Here is an 18,223-nt window from a genome sequence, read left to right as displayed (position 1 = left end):
GTCGCTACAGCACCTTGAACGAGATGAGGCGGCCTGCGCGGATGCGGGCCGCGTATCCGTAGGGCTTGCCGCCCACTTCAACCGTGCCGAAGTACTCGCCGCGCTCGCGGGCGTGGCACGAGGTCACGGTCACTTTGCCCTTCGCGTCCGAGAAGCGGTAACGGGAACGCACGTGGGAACGGACCGCGAGGTCGAACAACGCGCCCGTGAGGGACTCGGGGTCGCGCTGCCCGAAGGATGCGTCGAGCGCCTGGCGCACCAGCGGGGCCATGGGGCTCGGCGGAAGCGCGTGCGCAGCGCGGGCGTGGGGGATATCGGGGCGGTGCGCACGCGGTACGACGACCTTGACGTGCTGGTGGCCCGGTGCCTGGTAATACACAGGTAGTATTGTGCACGTTCGCGCGGGGCCAGAAGAAGCGCCACCGCGTCCAAGAAAGTGAGCATGCGGGGCGGAACCGCAGGTCGACGACGAAGTGGAGATGTGATGCAGGGTTTGATCATTGACTACGCCGGGGTGCTGGACCAGGACCCGGAGGACCAGCAGCGGTGGCGGACCCTGATCGCGGCTGTCCGCGAGCGCGGTTTCTCCACCGCGATTCTCTCCAACGAGGCGGCTGAGGGGGAGGAAGCCGAGAAGATCCGCGAGTGGGAGTTCCGCGGCGATGTGGACGCTGTCGTGCTCAGCGGCGAGATTGGGGCGGAGAAGCCGGAGCGCGCCGCGTTCCAAGCCGCGGCTGACGCCCTCGACGTCGCGCTGAACGACGCGGTCATGATCGACGACGACATCATGAACGTTCGCGCCGCCGTGGAGTACGGCATGATCGGCATCCTTCACACCGCGTTCGACCGCAGCTCGGTCGAGATCCAGTCCCTCTTCGACATCGAGGGCGAGTTCTAGTGCGCGTCTACCTCCCCGCGACGTTCGCGATGCTGGAGTCGCTTGAAGAGAACGGGCTCATCCACGCCCGCAACGGCTGGGGTTTTGCCGCCACGCCGGAGCTCACCGAATTCTTCACCTCGGGCGATGAGGAGGAGATCGAGGCAGTGGCGTTCGACGACGCGGCGCTTGCCTCCCTCCGCCTCCTCGCCATCGGGGACGAGGAGAAGTTCCCGCACCGGCGCGTGGTGATCTCGGTGGATACTGAGGCTGAGGGCGCGCCGGATATGGGGGAGTCCGTCGTCAAGCTGCATGCCCCCGTCGAGCTGAAGGACGTTGCGGCGATCCACGTCGACGTCAAGGAAGCTGAGGAGGCAACGCAGAAAGCAGTGCAGCTTATCGACGCAGCCGATCTCGGCGACGAAGACGCCGAACTTGCCGTGGGCGACGCCCAAGACAACTACATGGCGTTTTTCGACCCGACCGAGCTACCGTTCCTCATCGAGCTGCTTTAGATCCCACTCGTTGTTCGAGTGCAGCGCCTGAAGCAGGCGGCGCACCGCTTGGACGCGGCGGCCGATGGGGGAGTCGGTGTCGAACTCGTCCCAGGCGCATTCCGGGTCAGCCGGGGGGCCGAGGTGGGTGCAGCCGCGGGGGCAGCGCTCGGCGGCGTCGGCGAGCTCGGGGAAGACATCGATGATCGCGTCCGGGGCGACGTGTGCCAAGCCGAAGGAACGGATACCGGGGGTGTCGATCACCCAGCCGCCGCCGGCAAGCGGCAGCGCCACAGATTGGGTGGAGGTGTGCCGGCCCTTGCCAACGCCGGACACCGCGCCGGTCTCCCGCCCAGCGTCCGGGACCAGCCTGTTGACCAGGGTTGACTTGCCCACGCCGGAGTGGCCGATCAGCGCCGAGGTGCGGTCGGTGATCAGCTCGAGCAGGGCGTCGACCGGTTCATCGATGCCGACCTCGTACACCGCGACGTTGAGGTCCTCGATCTCGCGCTGGAACTCGCCCGGATCCGCGAGATCCGACTTGGTCATGCACACCACGGGGGTGACACCGCCGTCGAACGCGGCGACGAGAGCGCGCTCCACAAACCCCGTGCGCGGCGGGGGATCGGCGGCGGCCACCACGATCAGCATGAGCTCCGCGTTGGCGACGATGATGCGCTCGTATGGGTCCGTGTCGTCGGCGGTGCGCCGCAGCACCGAGGAGCGCTCCTCGCGTTTCACGATCCGCGCCAGCGTGTCCTTCTGGCCGGACGTGTCGCCGACCACGCCCACGCGGTCGCCCACCTCCACAGAGATGCGTTTGAGCTCGCGAGCGCGCATGCAGGTCACTTGCGTGCCGGAGTCCAGGACCACGCCCCAGCGGCCGCGGTCTTTCGTCACCACCATGCCGAACTCAGCGTCGGCGTGGCTTGGGCGGTCCTTGGAGCGGGGGCGGGAGCCCTTGCCGGGGCGCACACGCGCGTCGGACTCGTCGTAGTCGGCAAAACCGCGCACTAGCCCTCCACCGCCGCGTTCACCATGCGCGCCCACATCGTTTCGAACCCGGGGAGCGTCTTCGCGGTGGTGGCGATGTCCTCCACTTCGACGCCGGCGGTGGTGAGGCCGATGATGGCGCCGGCCGTGGCCATGCGGTGATCGGCGTAAGACGACCACGTGCCGTCGTGGAGGCGGGCGGGGTGGATGCGCAGACCGTCGGGGAGTTCCTCGCAGTTGCCGCCGAGGTTGTTGATCTCGCGGGTGAGCGCTGCCAGACGGTCCGTCTCGTGGCCGCGCAGGTGGGCAATGCCGGTGAGCTCGGTGACCGTGGTGGCTTGGGTCGCGAGCGCCGCTACGGTTGGGGTGAGTTCGCCAATGTCGCTCATGTCGATGCGCAGGCCCTTGAGCGTGCCCGGCACCGGGCCTTCCACCTCGAGGGTGTAGTCGGCTCCATCGGCGCACAGCTCGACGCGGCAGCCCATGCGCTCCAGGATGAGGCGGATGACGTCTCCTGGCTGGGTGGTGTCCACCGGCCAGTGCGGCACGCGCACGGTGCCGCCGGTGACTGCTGCGGCTGCGAGGAACGGCGTCGCGTTGGACAGATCCGGCTCGATGACGAATCGCGCGGGCTTGATCGGTTGGGGGTCGACTTGCCAGCGCTGCCCGTCTGCTTTGACGTGCACCCCCGCGTCTTCGAGCATCGCTAGCGTCATTTCGATGTGCGGCATCGACGGCAGGATTCCGGCGGTGTTGACCACGGTCACACCTCGGTCGAAGCGGGCGGCGGAGAGTAGCAGGCCCGAGACGAACTGAGAAGACCCGGAGGCGTCGATCTCCACCACGCCGCCCTCGGCGAAGCCGCGGCCGTGGACGGTGAACGGCAGCGAGTCCCCGGCCACGGCGACGCCGAGTTTGCGAAGCGCGTCCAGGATGGTGCTCATCGGGCGGTTTTTGGCGTAGGCGTCGCCGTCGAAAAGCACCGGCCCCTGCGCGAACGCCGCAACCGGCGGCACGAACCGCATCACCGTGCCGGCGAGCCCGCAATCCACCTCGCAGCCGGTCAGTTGACCCGGCGTGACGCGGATCGTGCCGCCCTCGTGCGTGAAGGTGACCCCCATAGCCGCCAGCGCGCCCTCCATCAGATCGGTGTCGCGCGAGCGCAGAGCGCCGACAATGGTGGACTCTCCTTCGGCCAGCGCGGCGAGCACGTAGGCGCGGTTCGTCATCGATTTCGACCCCGGGATCTCGACGGTGTGCGTGATCGGGGCCGAGGCGAACGGGGCGGGCCACAGGTTTGTCATGTGCTCCATCATAATGGAGGCATGTGCGGACGCTTTGTGCTTTTCACCTCGGGCCACGACCTGTACGAGGAGGTCGGGGGCCTGCCGGGCGTGGACGCGGTGAAGGCACCGGACGGTACTCCGCCGCCGCGCTACAACATCGCGCCGACGCAACAGGTGCCGCTGCTTCGTATCGACGGGGCCATCGCGCGCATCGACCCAGCCCGCTGGGGGCTGTTGCCGACGTGGAAGAAGGACGAGACCGGCGCGCCGCTATTCAACGCGCGCGGCGAGACCGTTGCGGACAAGCCGTCGTTCCGCTCCGCGTTTCAGGCGCGCCGGGGGCTCATGGTGCTAGACGGCTACTACGAGTGGAAAGCTGGCGAGGCCGGCAAGACCCCCTACTACGTGCGCCCGGAAAAAGGGCTGCTCTACGCCGCGGCCCTGTGGGAGACGGGACTTAACCGCTTGTCGACGACGATGGTCACCACCGAGGCGACCGAGAACATGGCGTGGCTGCACCACCGTCTTCCGCTGTTTCTCTTGCCAGATGAAATCGAGCAGTGGGTGCACGGCAGCCCCGAGGAAGCGGCGGAGTTGATCGCGCCCTCTCGGGCCGCCGGAACGTTTATCTGGAGCGAGGCAGACAAGGCGGTCGGCAACGTGCGCAACGACTACGCGGCGCTGACTGGGGCGTCTACTGAGCGCTGATGTCGGCGAAGGTCGCGTTCGTCAGCGAGGCCAAGTCCTGAGGCGACATCGCGAGCGAGAGGCCTCTCTGGCCGGCGGAGAAGGTGACGGTGGGTTGGGGGGATAAGGCGGCGTCGATAAGCAAAGGAAGCTCCTTCAGCGACCCGAGCGGCGAAATACCGCCGACGACGTAGCCCGTCACCCGCTGCGCCTTAGCGGGGTCGGCCATCTCGGCGTGCTTCCAGCCGAGGGCCTTCGCGGCGGCTTTCAGCGAGAGGTGCCCGGCGACCGGGACGCAGCACATGGCCATCTCCCTCGGGTTGGCGGTGTTGACAATCACCAGCGTTTTTAAGGTGGTGGCGGGATCGGTTCCAAGCTCCTCCGCGGCGTGCTCGCCGAAGTGGTCCTGGCTCGGTGTGTACTCGTAAACCTCGTGCGGCGTGCCGGCGGCGGCCTCGAGAGCGCGGGTGCGCGCGGCCATGGCGACTCCTTTCAATACAATGACCACTATGCCCGAAACCGAGCTAGAGCCCGATTTGAAATCGCGCTTCACCGAAGAAGCCATGCCGCTTTTGGACCAGCTCTACGGCGGTGCGCTGCGGATGACGCGCAACCCGCAAGACGCCGAGGACCTGGTGCAGGAGACCTACCTGAAGGCGTACAACGCGTTCGACAGCTTCACGCCGGGGACCAACCTGAAGGCGTGGCTCTACCGGATCATGACGAACACGTACATCAACTCGTACCGCAAAAAGCAGCGCCGCCCGCTGGTCACTTCAGCCGAGGACGTGACCGACTCGCAGCTCTACACCTCGTCCTCGCACGACTCGACGGGGCTGGAATCCGCCGAGGTGGAGGCGTTGAAGCTGATGCCGAACTCGCGGATCTCGGAGGCGCTGAACGCCTTGAACGAGGACTACCGCATGGTGGTCTACTACGCGGATGTGGAGGGTCTGGCGTACAAGGAGATCGCGGAAGTGATGGATATCCCACTCGGAACCGTCATGAGCCGGCTGCACCGCGGAAGAAAACAGCTGCGCGAGATGTTGAAGGACGTAGCAAACGAACAAGGCATCGGCTTAGACCGGCCGAAATCGGAGGAAAAGTAGATGGCAACTTCAGACCCGAACCGCGGCTGCAACTGCGCAGACTGCGACGAAGATGCACAGCAACTCCTGAACGAGCTGTTCGACCCCGAAACCACGGCTGCGCGCTCAGCTGAGATCCTCCGGGCGATCGAGGCGTGCCCCGAGTGCTTCGGCCAGTTTGAATCCGAGAAAGCCGTGCGCAGTCTCGTGCGCGACTGCTGCGGTGGGCAGAAAGCGCCCGAGCCGCTGCGCGAGCGGATCATCGCCTCGATCTCGGTGACCGCGGTGAGCTACACCGAGGTGCGCTACCGCTAGCGGGGGTAAAACAAAGCGCCGCTCCTTCCCGAACTGAGACGGGTGAGAGCGGCGCTTTTGGTTGCTCAGCGCTTATGCGTTGGGGCGCTTGCCGTGGTTTGCGCCCTTCTTACGGCGATCCTTGCGCTTACGACCACGCTTGCTCATGTGGGCCTCCTTTATTGTGTGGCAGATATCGGTGTTTACTGTATCGCCCGGATGGGCAGGCGCGGAAATTAGGTGTTACACCGTGACGCTGGCGCGCTTGCGGGCGCGGGCCTTGTTGCGGCGCTTGAGCGCGCGGCGCTCCTCCTCGGACAAGCCGCCCCACACGCCGGCGTCTTGGCCGGTCTCGAGCGCCCACTTCAGGCACTGGGAGGTAACAGGGCAGCGGTTGCAGACCAGCTTGGCCTGGGCGATCTGGGACAGTGCCGGGCCGGAGTTGCCGACCGGGAAGAACAGCTCCGGGTCCTCGTCGCGGCAAATTGCTTCGTGGCGCCAATCCATGTCAAATACTCCTTACGGTCTTTACACGTCTCAATGAAAGTTGCGCACCACTTCAACCCCGACGGATCGGGGATGTTGCAAAGGAAGATTTGATTCCAGTTCACTAGGCGGTGTTCCTTGCTGGACCCGTCTTCCAGTTTCCCTGGCGTTAACCCCGTGGTGGCTTGGGGTTAAGGGCTGTGTAACCAGCCCGTTGTTTTTGCTACCCGAGGATGATGACACGATTCGTCAAATCGCGCTAGGGGTAGCGATGTAAATGTGATGCAACTCACAGAAAAGGCCCCCGTTTCGCTCGGTTGAGCTAGCAAACGGGGGCGATGGATCTGGGGGTGGGGAGTTGTGGGGACGGCGTGAAAACCGCTGTGACCACGGATGACGGTGCTCAATGGGACCGAGGAGTGTTTTTCTGCACCGTCAAATCGCCGCAACGCCAACTGCTGCCGGTTGGCTGTGCTTGGGCCTACGCGCGGCCGCGGTCAACGGCGTAGCGGGCCTCCGCGTAGCGGCGGGTGGCCGGGTGCAGGATGGTAAACAGCGTGAAGACCGCGGTGATGAGCGTGGCCAGACCCATCCACGGCGCGCCGCCGCGGAACATGTAAATTGCCACGCCGATGAGGATCATCTCAATCAGCATGACGGCGCCTTGGCTGCGCGGCCGGCCGCGCAGCGTCTCTGCGGCAACCCACGCGATGAAGCCGAAGATGATGGACAAAAAGATTGCGGTGCCGATGTTGACGTATCCGGCGGCAGCCGAATCGGACTCAAGCACGCTCTCGCCGCCGCTGAACTGGTTCAGCAACAGCGAAACGACGTAACCGAGCACGGCGAGGCACTGCAGCAGCACAACATACGCGCCGTAGCGCATCAGCGGGGGCATCACTGCCGCGTCTCGCTCGAGGGTCTCGCGGTCGGGTGCGGGTTTTGCTTCTTTGCGGCTCGTACTCACACTGGGAGTGTATCGCTGCTTATTGCGCCGCTAGAACGACGACCTCGTCCCCGCGTTTCTCCACGATCGTGGCGCCCGCGGAATCGATGGAGACGGGCCCCGAGTAGGTGCCGCGGTCGACGGGGATGATGCGGTCGACGGCGTTCGCGTCCCAGTCCACTACGGCGATACCGCCGTTGGAGGCGTAGAGCAGGCGGTCGCCGGCGGCGAACCCTGTGCCGAGGGCCCCTTGGAACACCCCGGTAGCGGCCAATTTCGACGGCTCCATCAACACCAGGTAGTCGCCCTCGTGGTAGGTCATGTGGTGCGGTAGGTCGGCGACCGGCAGAGGGTGCACGCCGTTATCCAGCGTCAACGGCCCCGGTAGGTCCGGCACCGAGGAGGCTGCGATCAGCGTCCCCTCCTTGTCGTAGGTGAGGATCTCGGAAGTGCCCGGGTCGTAGACCGCCGCTGCGTCCTGAGAGATCGCGACCAGGTAGGACTCCTCGGAGATGTCGACGCCGCTGTAGATCTCTGGTTTGCGGGAGTCTTCGGGCGTGGCGTCCTGCAGGCGCAAGAAGGAGCCGTCAGCGCACGTCTCGGTAACTGCGAACAGCTCGGTGCGGGTAAGCGCGGAGGTGATCTGGCAGCGGTTGGGCTGCATGTCCGGCTCCTGCGGCGCCTCGACGTAGCCGTACTCGACCGTGCGCACCATGTCGGAGCGCCACAGCTCAGCGCGCGTCGAGCCCACGTAGCCGATGCGGTCGTTGGAGGAGACCGATGTGACCATGTCCGGGGCTATCGCGGAGCGCGTGCCGGCGTACTGGCCGGTCAAAGCGTCAATAGCCACCACATCGCCGCAGCCCGCGTTGTCGCGGTAGGTGGCGACAACCTTGCCCCACGCCTGGCTGAGCGCGCACAGCTCGTTTGGGCGGTGGTAGGTCCAGGCGGTCTCGCCCGCAGGAGTTGTCGCGGTGACGGCGCCGTCGTTGTACGTCACGATCACGCCGTTGACCACCACCGGCTTGGTGTCGGGCGCGTGGTCGGGCAGGCGGAAGCTTTCGCTTAACTTTGTCGGCGCCACCGCCAAGCGGCCCACATTCTCCAACTCCTCGGGTGCTGGATCGAGCTGCGCCGACCTGACCGGGGCAGTCAGAAACGCGATAAGTAGGAGCGCGAGCGCGATCGCGGCAATGACGCCGCTGGCAATGAGGTCGCCCGTGGTGCGGCGCAGGGTGTGGCTCACCGGCGTCTGCCTCCTCGTGGTTGGTTTGTCCGTGCCCCGTGCACTTTACGCGCCGCGCCCACACTGCTCTTGGCCGACTCCGGAATATCAAGTGCCTCGCGCAGCTCTTCTGAGGTGGAGAACCACTCGGGGAGCGCGGCCTTGCCCAGGTTGAGTTCTGAGTCGATGATCTGCCACTTGTGGGCCTCGTCGTAACCGACCAACGTGACAGCGGTGCCGGAGTGGCCGGCGCGGCCGGTGCGTCCGATGCGGTGGACGTAGGTCATCGGGTCGTCGGGTGTTTGGTAGTTAATGACGTGCGTGACATCGTCGACGTCGATGCCGCGGGCGGCGACGTCGGTGGCGACCAGGATGTCGACCTCGCCGGCGCGGAACGCTTCCAGCGATTGCTCGCGTGCCTTCTGGCCCAAGTCCCCGTGGACAGCGCCGACCGAGAAGCCTCGCTTCGCAAGGTCCTCGGCCACCTCGGCGGCGGTGCGCTTGGTGCGGGCGAAAATAACGGTGCGGCCGCGGCCGTCGGCTTGCAGGATGCGGGCCACCACTTCAGGCTTGTCCATCCGGTGGGACTTGAACACCACCTGGCGCGTGGTGGAGTGTGTTGCGGGCGCGTCGCCGGATTCAGCGCGGATGTGCACCGGCCGGCGCATCTTGGAACGGGCTAGCGTGAGGATCGGCCCCGGCATCGTGGCTGAGAACAGCATCGTCTGCACATCCTCGGAGACCGCGCCCCAGATCTTCTCGATGTCCGGCAGGAAACCCATGTCGAGCATCTCGTCGGCTTCGTCGAGAACCATCACGGCTACGTCGGCAAGCGAAAGCTCCCCCCGCTCAAACAAGTCGATCAGGCGACCGGGCGTGCCGACCACGACATCGACGCCGCGCTGAAGCGCCTCAATTTGCTCCTCGTACGGCCGGCCGCCGTAGATGGTCGCGGTGCGCACCGGGGTGTACTTGGCGGCGCGCTCGAGGTCTTCTCCCACCTGGACTGCCAGCTCACGCGTGGGGACGACAACGAGCGCGCGCGGTGTGCCGTCGAGCTCAGCAATGTCTGCGTCATCGAACACCCTGTCTAAAAGCGGCACGCCGAACGCGTAGGTCTTGCCCATGCCGGTGCGTGCTTGGCCGATGAGGTCGCGCCCGTCGAGCGCGAGCGGGATGGCGAGCTCTTGGATCGAGAACGCTTCGGTGATGCCGAGATCCGCGAGCGCGTCGACGAGCTCGGCTGCGACGCCGAGCGAGGTGAACGTCGGCTGGCTGGGGTTTTCGGCGTTGTTCGGCACACCGACATCTTAGCCCGCGACCCGCGCACGCTTGCCCCGCGCGTTCTCGGCAGCCTAGGCGGTGTGTGCGCCACCGTTACAATGGCGGCATGGATATCAAGATTGGACTTGCTGAAAGCCCCCGTGAACTGGTTATCCGCCCGGCTGAGGGCAGCGAGGATGTGACCGCGGTTGTGGAGCGCGCAATCGAGGCCGGCACCCCGGTGATCAAGCTGAGCGACGACAAGGGCCGCAATTACCTGATCCGCACGGATCGCATTGTTTACGTCGAGCAGGGTTCGGCGACCACCCATTCTGTGGGCTTCATGCGCTAGATTAACTGCCTATGACGAAACGGCAGCAGCGCATCACTGACGCCGCCGACGACTGGGACGATTTCGACGATCCGAGTGCGTGGGAGGCGGAGGAGCCGCGCCGCCGCGACCGCCGAGACCGGCAAGAGCCGGTCTCGGTGCAGCGCGCTGCCGTGCCCGGCGGCGCCAACGACGGCAAGCTTGTGCAGCTCGCGCGCGACTACGGCTGGCGCGCCTACGCGATTCCGGTGCTGGCCGTGATCACCGTGTTCGTGATCATCAACATGGTGCAGAACCCGGACGGGCCAGTCGTCGGCGCCGCCAACACGATCGCTCAGGACGCACCGGGGGACGGGCACGCCGAGTCGGCGCCGGAGGGTGCTGACGTGCGCGAACCGGCGGCGCTACCCGAGGGTGAGCTTGATGTGAACATGCTGCCTCCCGGCGGGCCGTTCACCGAGAAGGGGACTGGCCAGTTCTTCGAAGTCGGCGCTCCCGGTGCATCGGGCGGCGAGGGTACCGAACTTACGGTGCGCTACGTCGTCGAGGTGGAAGAAGGCGTCGACACCGCTGCCTACGGCGGCAACGACGCGTTTTCCGCCATGGTGGATTCGACGCTGTTTGACCCGCGTGGTTGGACCAACGACCCCCGCTTCAAGCTCGAGCATGTGACCGCGGCGGACCAGCCGACGCTGCGTATCCGTCTCGCCTCCGTTGAGACCACCCGCGAGCTGTGCGGAGGCGAGCTCGGGTTGGAGACGAGCTGCCGCACCCGGATTACAGGCGAGGACACGGTGCTGATCAACGAGTCCCGCTGGGTGCGCGGCGCCGCGCCGTTTCAAGGCGATGTGGGCAGCTACCGCCAGTACGTGATCAACCACGAGGTGGGTCACGCGCTTGGCTTCGCCGAGCACGTGCCGTGCCCGTCCGATGGGGCGCTGGCGCCGATCATGATGCAGCAGACGCTGAGTGTGAACAACGCTGAGCTGCGCAGCTTTGACCCGTCGGAGGTTTACCCAGACAACTCGGATACGTGCAGGTATAACCCGTGGCCGTACCCGCGCCCGGCCGTGCTGTAAGCGTTTGAGGGAAAGGAACCAGGTGCGCATTCCGGAACACGTGTTGCACGCATTCCAGGTTGAGGGTAGCGGTGAGGACATGTCGCCAGCGTGGGACGGCGGACAGCGCTTCGGCCGCGTGGTTGTCTCCCCGGCGGTCGAGACGGCGGTCTGGTCCGCCAAGTGCCGGGAGAAGCTCGCCGGCGAAGTTGAGGGTGTCCGCATCGCTCGACCTGTGCGGGCGACCGACGGTCGGTTGGTCGTCGGCGGTTTCGCGGCGAACGAGTTCGCGGAGGGGGAGACCGCCGCGCGCATTGATGAGGCGGTGGGGGCTTCACTGCTTATCGACGCAGCGCTTACCTCCCACCCCTCCCAACCCCCGTCGGCGCCCCGCGAAGGCGATGTGTGGGCAGACGCCGACCGAGCTGTCTGGGCCGATGGCGACGTTGACTCCTCCGGCGTGGTGGCAAACCTTTCCATGCTGCGCCACTGCCTTTTCGACGGTATGTTGCCGCCGACGTTAATCGGTCTCGTGCCCTCTGCCGGGCTCCGTCCGCGCGGGTACACCGCCGCGATTGTCATTGTGGACGGTTTGCTCGCCTCCGCTGTCGACCCGGGCGTGATTCGCCGCTGGGCCCACGTTCCGCGCATCGACGAGCTAGTGCGCAGGGCGTATGAGTTCCGGGAGGCTGGAGAAGCGCACCTGGAATCGAACGCGCGTGCGAATTTGCGGCGTGTTCGGGAGATCGTGTTTGCCTGATGTGCCACGATGGTGGCTATGAGCTCACCAGACATTCCTTCCATCCCCGCAGCGGTAACGCCGCGGGCGTACCTCGTGCCCAGAACGCGCAGCGCACAGGCGCGGCAATGGGGCCGGAACCTTCCCGCGGAGGGGATGTGGAAGATTACAGGTGAGGCAGGCTCGGGCGTATCCAGCTTTCTCATCGACACCGCTGCCGCGGCCGCGTCGCGCGGCTCGGTTTTGGTGATCTCGTCGTCGAAAGAATCAGGTGCCCGGCTGCGCGCCGAGCTCTCGGATTTGCTCGCCGCTTCAGGCTACGTCGCAGACGAGCCTATGGTGCGCTCTGTGCACTCGCTCGCGTTCGCGTTGCTGCGTCAGCGCACGGAGCAGGAGATTCGACTCATCTCGGGTGCCGAGCAGGATGCCGTGATCCGTCAACTGCTGCAGGGGCACGCAGAGGACGGCGGCGGGAGCTGGCCGGAAGAGCTGCGGCCAGCCCTGCCCATGGTCGGGTTCGCTCGCCAGCTGCGAGATTTTCTGCTCCGGGCGGCCGAGCGCAATCTCGAGCCGGAAGACCTCGAGCGCCTCGGCGGCCAACACGGGATTCCTATTTGGGCAGCCGCGGGCGACTTCCAGCGCGAGTACCGGCAGGTGATGTCGCTGACGGGCGCGCTGCGATTTTCCGCCGCCGAGCTGGTAGGCGAGGTGTTGAAAGGTGAGCTGACCGAGCACTGGGACACCGTCATCGTCGACGACGCGCAGCACCTCTCGCCGGCGTCGGCCGAACTGGTGAAGCGTTTGTTGCAGCGCGCCACGCTCGGTGTAGTTGGCGGCGATGCTGAGCAGTCCGTCTTCCGTTTCCGCGGCGCGTCGCCGAAGTTCTACGCCGACCTCGGCGGTCTCGAGCACGGCGTGATCGATTTGGGGGCTTCGAAGCGAACGCCAGCCCGCTCCGTTGCCGTCGCGCCGGACGAGCAGACGCACCACGCCGCGATCGTGGACACGATCCGGCGCGCGCATTTGGAAGGCGGGGAGGCGTATTCCTCAATGGCGGTTATCGTGCGATCGACCCCCATGATCGAGCCGGTCCGGCGCGCCCTGCTGCACGCTGGCGTCCCGGTCGCGCTCGACCCCACCGACGTGGTGCTCTCGCAGCAGCGCATCGTCGTCGCGCTGTTGCTGGGCTTGCGCGCTCTGGAAGAGGATCTGCAGCCGTCGCAGTGGCGCGATCTCATCCTCGGGCCGGTCGGCGGCTCCGACCCCGTCACGCTGCGCCGCCTGCTTCGCGGCCTTCGCAGGTTGCAGCCCGCCCAGCGGGCAGAGGAAACCCTCCAGGACCTGCTGTCCAGGGATGCCGAAACCCCCGATTTTGGCGGAGTGCTCACAGAGCGCGAGATCGACATTCTCACCCGGATGCGCAGTGTGCTCGACGCTGGCCGGGGCGTGCTCGATGCGGGCGGCAGCGTCGAGGAAGTGCTGTGGGCGATCTGGGAAGCCACCGGGTTGTCTGGCCGGCTGTCTGCCGCGGCTTTGCGCGGTGGCGCGACGGGCTCCCAAGCCGACCGCGACCTCGATGCCGCAATGGCGCTGTTCGACGCGGCGGGTGACTTCACCGAGCGCCGCCCGTCCGCGGGCATCGGGCTGTTCATCCAGTTCATTGAGGAGCAGGAGCTGCCCACCGGTGTGCGCGACCGCCGCACCGCGAAACCTGACGCGGTGTCGCTCATGACCGCGCACGGTGCAGCCGGGCGGGAATTCGAGCGCGTCGTCGTTGCCGGGGTGCAAGAGCTGACGTGGCCGAGTCTCGGGGAGACGGGCACGATGTTCCGGCAGGAGGACCTCATCGACCTCGTTGATGCGGGTGTTGACCCAGCGGTTCCCGTTCCCCGCTCGGCCGAGCGTTTGGTGGAGGAGCGGCGCCTCTTCTACCTCGCCACCACTAGGGCGACTAAGCACCTGCTCGTGACCGCTGTCGACGACCAGGAAAGCGACGAGGTGACCCTGCCTTCCAGGTTCGTCGAGGAGTTCGCTGCTGAGCACGGCGTCGAGGTTCGCCGCGTGGCTGCGGCAGGCGAGGTCAGTGAGGTACTGACAAGTGGAAGTGCGTACGTGGTGCGCACGCTGTCGCGGGACGACGTGGTTGCGGAGCTGCGGCGGGCGCTGCAGGACCCGGACTGCCCGTCGGAGGCGCACGAGCAGGCAGCTCGTCAGCTGGCGAGGTTGGCAGATGCTGGCGTCGCGGGGGCGTCGGCGGATGAGTGGTGGGGGATTGGCGGGGCGTCGACAAGCGAAGCCCTGCCGAAGCGGACCTCCCTGTCGCCCTCGCGCATCGAGGGGCTGTTGGAATGCCCGATGCGGGTGGTGCTGGAGCAGATGGTCGAACTTGACGAAACCATGCACATGGTGAAAGGGCTGCTCGCACACGCCTATTTCGAGGCGCTGGGCAGGGGGATCGAACGGGATAAAGCTCGCGAGATAGCGGTTGCGGCGCGCGGCCAGATGGAAGACGGGCCGGCGTGGAAGGCGGGGCGCGACCTCGAGGATTTCGAGCGGATGCTGTCCAAGATCGACGGCTGGCTCGACGTTTCTCAGGCGAACCGGAACGCACTCGCCGTGGAAGCTGAGGTCGACGTGCGCGTGGGGCCCGAGCTGCGGATCCGGGGCCGCTCGGACCGCTTGGAGGTCGACGGCGAGGGACGCGTCCGGATCGTGGATCTGAAGTCCGGAACGAGCGCACCGACGAAGGAACAGGCGCAGGAGAACGCCCAGCTCATGGCGTATCAGCTGGCTGTTCGAAACGGTGTGCTCGACGGCGAGTCGGTGGTCAGCGGAGACGGGGACGGGCTCGAGATCGACAGCGCTGTTCTCCTGTACCCAGCTTCGACGACGAAGACGGCGAAGGTGCTCGAGCAAAGCGCGAAAACGGACGAAGAGCTTGACGCGTTTGCCAACCTCATCCAGCCGCTGCCGGGTGCGATGACGGGCCCTGCGCTTACGGCCCAGACCGGCCCCCACTGCGAATACTGCAAAGTCCGGGCACTGTGCCCGGTGCAACCTGAAGGAACGGTGATCACCGATGCGTAACACGATGTCCCCGGTGGCGCTGTCGCGGGCGCTGCAGCAGGAGTACCCGCCGACGCCGCAGCAGGCTGACGTCATTGGAGCGGACCCCGGCCCGCTGCTGGTGGTGGCGGGCGCAGGAGCCGGCAAAACCGAAACCATGGCCGCGCGAGTGGTGTGGCTGGTGGCGAACGGATACGCGCGCCCCGACCAAGTGCTCGGGCTGACGTTCACCAGGAAAGCTGCCCGCGAGCTGGACAAGCGCATTCGTGATCGGTTGGCTGTCTTGGCCGCAGACAGCGCGCTTGTGCAGAGGCTCGACCCGGGCGGTGAGCTGGGTAAGCACTTGGAGGTGATCGCCCCGACCGTGTCCACCTACGACGCGTACGCCGGCGACCTCATCCGCGAATACGGCCTGCTGGTGCCCGTCGAACCGGACGCGCGGCTGATTACGGACGCGGAGCTCCACGCGATTGCGACCGACGTTGTCACCAACTACGAGGGCACCCTGTTCGCCGAGGGCAGCGACAACACCTCGGTGAAGACGGCGGTGAGCAACCTTCTCGGGCTGATGACTTCGATGGGCAACGAACTAGCCACGGAGGCGAGCATCATCGAGCGCGCCGACATTTTCCTGAAAGAAACCGAAGCCCTGCAAGGCAACAAGCGGACCACGGGCGAGTACTCCCAAACCATGGGGAAGTGGCGCGCCAAGCAACAGGAGCGCGTCGCGTACCTGCCGTTGGCGAGGAAACTGCAGGAGGAGCTTCGCCGCCGGGGTGTGGTGACGTTCAACGAGCAAATGTCGGTCGCTTCTGCGATGGCGCGCGACCAGGCGCAGGTGGGCGAGAGCCAGCGCAGGCGCTTCCGCGTGGTGATGCTGGACGAGTACCAGGACACTTCCCACGCGCAGCGGGTGCTGCTGCGCAGCTTGTTCGGCGAGGGGGCCGACCCGGAACTGACCGTCACAGCAGTCGGCGACCCGATGCAGGCGATCTACACCTGGCGCGGCGCGACCGCGGCGAACTTGGAAGCGTTTGTCGAGGATTTCCCGCTAGCGGGCGGCGAGGCGGCGCCGAAGAAGCAGCTGACCACGTCTTGGCGCAACCCCCCTGAAGTGCTCGACCTGGCCAACGGGGTCTCGGACGCGATCCTCGGCACCGACGACGACCGCGCTGTGGCCCAGCTGCAGCCGCGCCCTGGCGCGGACGCGGGCGACGTGAAACTCGGTTACTTCGCCACCCAGGAGGAGGAGATCGCGTTTGTGGCAGACGAGATGGCGGCTCACTTCGAGCACTCCCAGCAGACGGGGGAGAAGCTGAAGGCGGCGGTGCTGGTCCGCAAGAACAAGCACACCGCCGCCGTTGCGCAGGCGCTGGAGGAGCGCGACGTGCCCTATGAGATCGTGGGTGTGGCGGGTCTGCTTGATATCCCGGAGGTGGCGGACACTCTGGCGGTTGCCACCATGCTGGTGCGTCCGGGAGACTCAGCCGCCGCGCTCCGCGTTCTGGGCGGGCCCGCGGTTGGGCTCGGCCTGGCAGATTTGAACGCGCTGGCCGCCCGCGCCAAGAATCTCCGTGCGCGCGAGCGGGGCGAGGAGGCCGAGGAGCTCACGCTGGTCGGCGACGACCCGTGGTCTCGCTACACCGCGCAGGTGGACGACATCGTGCAGCGCGCTGCGGAGATCAACGCCCGCGCCGAGCGCTCGGCTGGTCTCGCCGACGCGGTTGCTGACCTCGGTGAGCCGGAGCGCTACTCCGTCGAGGGCTATAAGCGGCTGCAGATCCTCGCGGCGAAACTGCGCTGGCTGCGCACCAACAGTCTGGGCAAGCGACTATCCGATCTGTTCGCCGACATCATCACAGTCTTCGGCATCAGAACTGAAGTTCTTGCCCGGCCGAGCGCGGCGCGCGCCACCCACCTCGACCGGCTGCTGGAAGAAGTGGCCGCATACCCCGGTGCCAGCTTGGAGGGGCTGCTGGATTACTTCGAGCTCGCGCGCACCTTCGAGGACGGCCTCGCGCCGGGTAACGTCGTGGTGAAGGACGACCGGGTGCAGCTGCTGACCGCGCACAAGGCCAAAGGCCTCGAATGGGATACCGTGGCGGTGCTCCACGCCGATGCCGCGACGTATAGTGCGAAGGCCGAGACGTTCTTGACGTGGGTGAAGTACCTGCAGGACGAAAACTTCGGCGACCCGGATCTGTTCCCCCAGTTCGCCGAGGTGGAAACCCGCGCCCAGTTCGAGAAAGCAGCGAACGGGTGGAAGGACAGCGTGCGCGACGAGCTCGCCGAGGAGTCGTCGCGTCTGTTCTACGTTGCAGTCACGCGCGCTGCGAAGAATCTCATGGTCACCGCGTCGCGCGCTGAGGCCGGCAAGGTCAAGCGCAGGGGCAAGAACAAAGGCAACGCGCCGTACGCCCACTTCGCGGAGATGAAAGACCAAGCGGGAGACGAGTGCATCGTCGCGTGGGTTGCTGATGAGGTTGAAGCTGACGATGCCAACGCCGTCGACGGTGAGCGCCGCGGCACCTGGCCGGCGCTCGAGCCGGAGGCGGGCAAGGTCAACGCAGCCGAGATGGTTGCGCAAGCCAGGAAGACGATGCCCGCGCCACCGGGCGCGTCGTCGCCGCAGCTGTTCACCCAGTGGGAGAACGACGTCACCGCGCTCATTGAGGAGCACGAGTCGCTTCGCCAGGAGGGGGTGCCGGTTGTCGTGCCGGCGGAGCTGACAGCCTCGGACGTGGTGGCCATGCGAGCGGACCCGGCGCAGTTCGCGCGGCGCGCCCGGCGCCCGGTGCCGTTCAAGCCGAACACCTTCGCCAAGCGCGGCACCGCGTTCCACGAGTGGCTGGAGGAGCTCTACGGCGCCCGCCCGTTGCTGGATGAGAACGAGTTGCCCGGCCACGACGAAGCGGACGCCGACCACGCTGTGCTCGAGCAGCTCAGGGCGTCGTTCGAGGCCAGCCACTGGGCGAATCGGACACCAGCGCACGTGGAGCGACCGTTCGAGCTGGCGCTTGGAGACGCGGTGGTGCGTGGGCGCATCGACGCCATATTCGAGGATGCGGACGGTTGGACAGTGGTCGACTGGAAGACCGGTCAGAAACCGCGTCCCGCAGACATGGAGGCCGCCAAGCTCCAGCTTGCGGTCTACCGCGAGGCGTGGCGGCGAATCACCGGCGATGGCCGCGAGGTCCGCGCCATGTTCTTCTACGTGCGCACGGGGGAGGATTACGCGCCGGTCGACCTCCCGGATGCTGACGAGCTCGTAACACTCATCACCCCTGAAGTGTCCGAAGCGTGGAGTAAGGTTCCTTCGGGCGGACAAGATGGCCGCAGTGCAATGGATAGCTTTGAGAAAGGTAGGCGTGAGTGAAATTACCGTCCGCG

General features: G+C 66.4%; 19 protein-coding genes. 10 read left to right on the top strand and 9 right to left on the bottom strand.

Annotation, left to right across the window (positions count from 1 at the left end; all coding sequences use genetic code 11):
* Nucleotides 1-4: 4 nt before the first annotated feature.
* Complete coding sequence (locus V6D40_RS02190) at nt 5-379, bottom strand: hypothetical protein (RefSeq protein WP_334288727.1); 375 nt, start codon at nt 377-379, stop codon at nt 5-7.
* A 105-nt stretch (nt 380-484) separates the two neighbouring features.
* Here V6D40_RS02190 and V6D40_RS02185 point away from each other — a divergent pair, with 105 nt between their 5' ends.
* Both V6D40_RS02185 and V6D40_RS02180 read left to right on the top strand, forming a co-directional pair.
* Entirely contained in the window at nt 485-898 is a 414-nt protein-coding gene (locus V6D40_RS02185; RefSeq protein WP_334288726.1) for an HAD-IA family hydrolase, read from the top strand.
* Nucleotides 898-1,392, top strand: coding sequence for a DUF6912 family protein (locus tag V6D40_RS02180; RefSeq protein WP_334288725.1), 495 nt, complete (start codon nt 898-900; stop codon nt 1,390-1,392). The genes V6D40_RS02185 and V6D40_RS02180 overlap by 1 nt, the downstream gene beginning before the upstream one ends.
* On the opposite strand, the gene rsgA is transcribed toward V6D40_RS02180, so the two are convergent.
* Together rsgA and aroA are read right to left on the bottom strand one after the other, a co-directional pair.
* The gene (gene rsgA / locus V6D40_RS02175) at nt 1,366-2,385 is read right to left on the bottom strand and encodes a ribosome small subunit-dependent GTPase A (RefSeq protein WP_334288724.1); all 1,020 of its coding nucleotides are present in this window, start codon (nt 2,383-2,385) and stop codon (nt 1,366-1,368) included. The two genes, V6D40_RS02180 and rsgA, sit on opposite strands and share 27 nt — an antisense overlap.
* Nucleotides 2,385-3,677, bottom strand: coding sequence for a 3-phosphoshikimate 1-carboxyvinyltransferase (gene aroA / locus V6D40_RS02170; protein ID WP_334288723.1), 1,293 nt, complete (start codon nt 3,675-3,677; stop codon nt 2,385-2,387). The genes rsgA and aroA overlap by 1 nt, the downstream gene beginning before the upstream one ends.
* 12 nt (nt 3,678-3,689) lie before the next feature.
* Here aroA and V6D40_RS02165 point away from each other — a divergent pair, with 12 nt between their 5' ends.
* A complete protein-coding gene (locus V6D40_RS02165) occupies nt 3,690-4,358 on the top strand; it encodes an SOS response-associated peptidase (protein ID WP_334288722.1) in 669 nt (222 codons plus the stop codon).
* Here the strand turns inward: V6D40_RS02165 and V6D40_RS02160 are convergent.
* Complete coding sequence (locus tag V6D40_RS02160) at nt 4,345-4,818, bottom strand: aminoacyl-tRNA deacylase (RefSeq protein WP_334288721.1); 474 nt, start codon at nt 4,816-4,818, stop codon at nt 4,345-4,347. The genes V6D40_RS02165 and V6D40_RS02160 overlap by 14 nt on opposite strands.
* Before the next feature lie 28 nt (nt 4,819-4,846).
* Between V6D40_RS02160 and V6D40_RS02155 the strand changes: the two genes are divergently transcribed.
* Both V6D40_RS02155 and rsrA read left to right on the top strand, forming a co-directional pair.
* The gene (locus tag V6D40_RS02155) at nt 4,847-5,446 is read left to right on the top strand and encodes a sigma-70 family RNA polymerase sigma factor (RefSeq protein ID WP_334288720.1); all 600 of its coding nucleotides are present in this window, start codon (nt 4,847-4,849) and stop codon (nt 5,444-5,446) included.
* On the top strand, nt 5,447-5,740 hold the full coding sequence (rsrA, locus tag V6D40_RS02150) for a mycothiol system anti-sigma-R factor (protein ID WP_334288719.1): 294 nt from the start codon (nt 5,447-5,449) through the stop codon (nt 5,738-5,740).
* 72 nt (nt 5,741-5,812) lie between these two features.
* On the opposite strand, the gene V6D40_RS10860 is transcribed toward rsrA, so the two are convergent.
* The 5 genes from V6D40_RS10860 to V6D40_RS02130 all read right to left on the bottom strand — a co-directional run bounded on the left by V6D40_RS10860 (nt 5,813) and on the right by V6D40_RS02130 (nt 9,677).
* Nucleotides 5,813-5,887 (bottom strand): 50S ribosomal protein bL37, encoded by a 75-nt coding sequence (locus V6D40_RS10860; protein WP_370513275.1) that lies wholly within the window; start codon nt 5,885-5,887, stop codon nt 5,813-5,815.
* Between the two features lie 75 nt (nt 5,888-5,962).
* Nucleotides 5,963-6,226: a WhiB family transcriptional regulator gene (locus V6D40_RS02145; protein ID WP_334288718.1), complete on the bottom strand. Its 264-nt coding sequence runs from the start codon at nt 6,224-6,226 to the stop codon at nt 5,963-5,965.
* A gap of 460 nt (nt 6,227-6,686) precedes the next feature.
* Nucleotides 6,687-7,172, bottom strand: a complete 486-nt coding sequence (locus V6D40_RS02140; protein WP_334288717.1) for a hypothetical protein — start codon at nt 7,170-7,172, stop codon at nt 6,687-6,689.
* 19 nt (nt 7,173-7,191) lie between these two features.
* Nucleotides 7,192-8,397, bottom strand: a complete 1,206-nt coding sequence (locus tag V6D40_RS02135) for an Rv3212 family protein (protein ID WP_334288716.1) — start codon at nt 8,395-8,397, stop codon at nt 7,192-7,194.
* On the bottom strand, nt 8,394-9,677 hold the full coding sequence (locus V6D40_RS02130; RefSeq protein ID WP_334288715.1) for a DEAD/DEAH box helicase: 1,284 nt from the start codon (nt 9,675-9,677) through the stop codon (nt 8,394-8,396). Before V6D40_RS02130 ends, V6D40_RS02135 begins: the two co-directional genes overlap by 4 nt.
* Nucleotides 9,678-9,766: 89 nt before the next feature.
* On the opposite strand from V6D40_RS02130, the gene V6D40_RS02125 reads away from it, so the two are divergent.
* The 5 genes from V6D40_RS02125 to V6D40_RS02105 are packed head-to-tail and all read left to right on the top strand — an operon-like array spanning nt 9,767 to nt 18,209.
* The gene (locus tag V6D40_RS02125) at nt 9,767-9,991 is read left to right on the top strand and encodes a DUF3107 domain-containing protein (protein ID WP_334288714.1); all 225 of its coding nucleotides are present in this window, start codon (nt 9,767-9,769) and stop codon (nt 9,989-9,991) included.
* Nucleotides 9,992-10,002: 11 nt separating this feature from the next.
* A complete protein-coding gene (locus V6D40_RS02120; RefSeq protein ID WP_334288713.1) occupies nt 10,003-11,049 on the top strand; it encodes a DUF3152 domain-containing protein in 1,047 nt (348 codons plus the stop codon).
* Nucleotides 11,050-11,071: 22 nt separating this feature from the next.
* The gene (locus tag V6D40_RS02115) at nt 11,072-11,788 is read left to right on the top strand and encodes a hypothetical protein (protein WP_334288712.1); all 717 of its coding nucleotides are present in this window, start codon (nt 11,072-11,074) and stop codon (nt 11,786-11,788) included.
* An 18-nt stretch (nt 11,789-11,806) separates the two neighbouring features.
* Nucleotides 11,807-14,854: an ATP-dependent DNA helicase gene (locus tag V6D40_RS02110; RefSeq protein ID WP_334288711.1), complete on the top strand. Its 3,048-nt coding sequence runs from the start codon at nt 11,807-11,809 to the stop codon at nt 14,852-14,854.
* On the top strand, nt 14,847-18,209 hold the full coding sequence (locus V6D40_RS02105) for an ATP-dependent helicase (protein WP_334288710.1): 3,363 nt from the start codon (nt 14,847-14,849) through the stop codon (nt 18,207-18,209). The genes V6D40_RS02110 and V6D40_RS02105 overlap by 8 nt, the downstream gene beginning before the upstream one ends.
* Nucleotides 18,210-18,223: the final 14 nt, after the last annotated feature.

The sequence above is a fragment of the Corynebacterium sp. Marseille-Q4381 genome (assembly GCF_036881695.1).
Taxonomy (GTDB): Bacteria; Actinomycetota; Actinomycetes; order Mycobacteriales; family Mycobacteriaceae; genus Corynebacterium.
The sequence above is the reverse complement of the archived record's forward strand: the minus strand, read 5'-3'. Positions and strand labels throughout refer to the sequence as shown.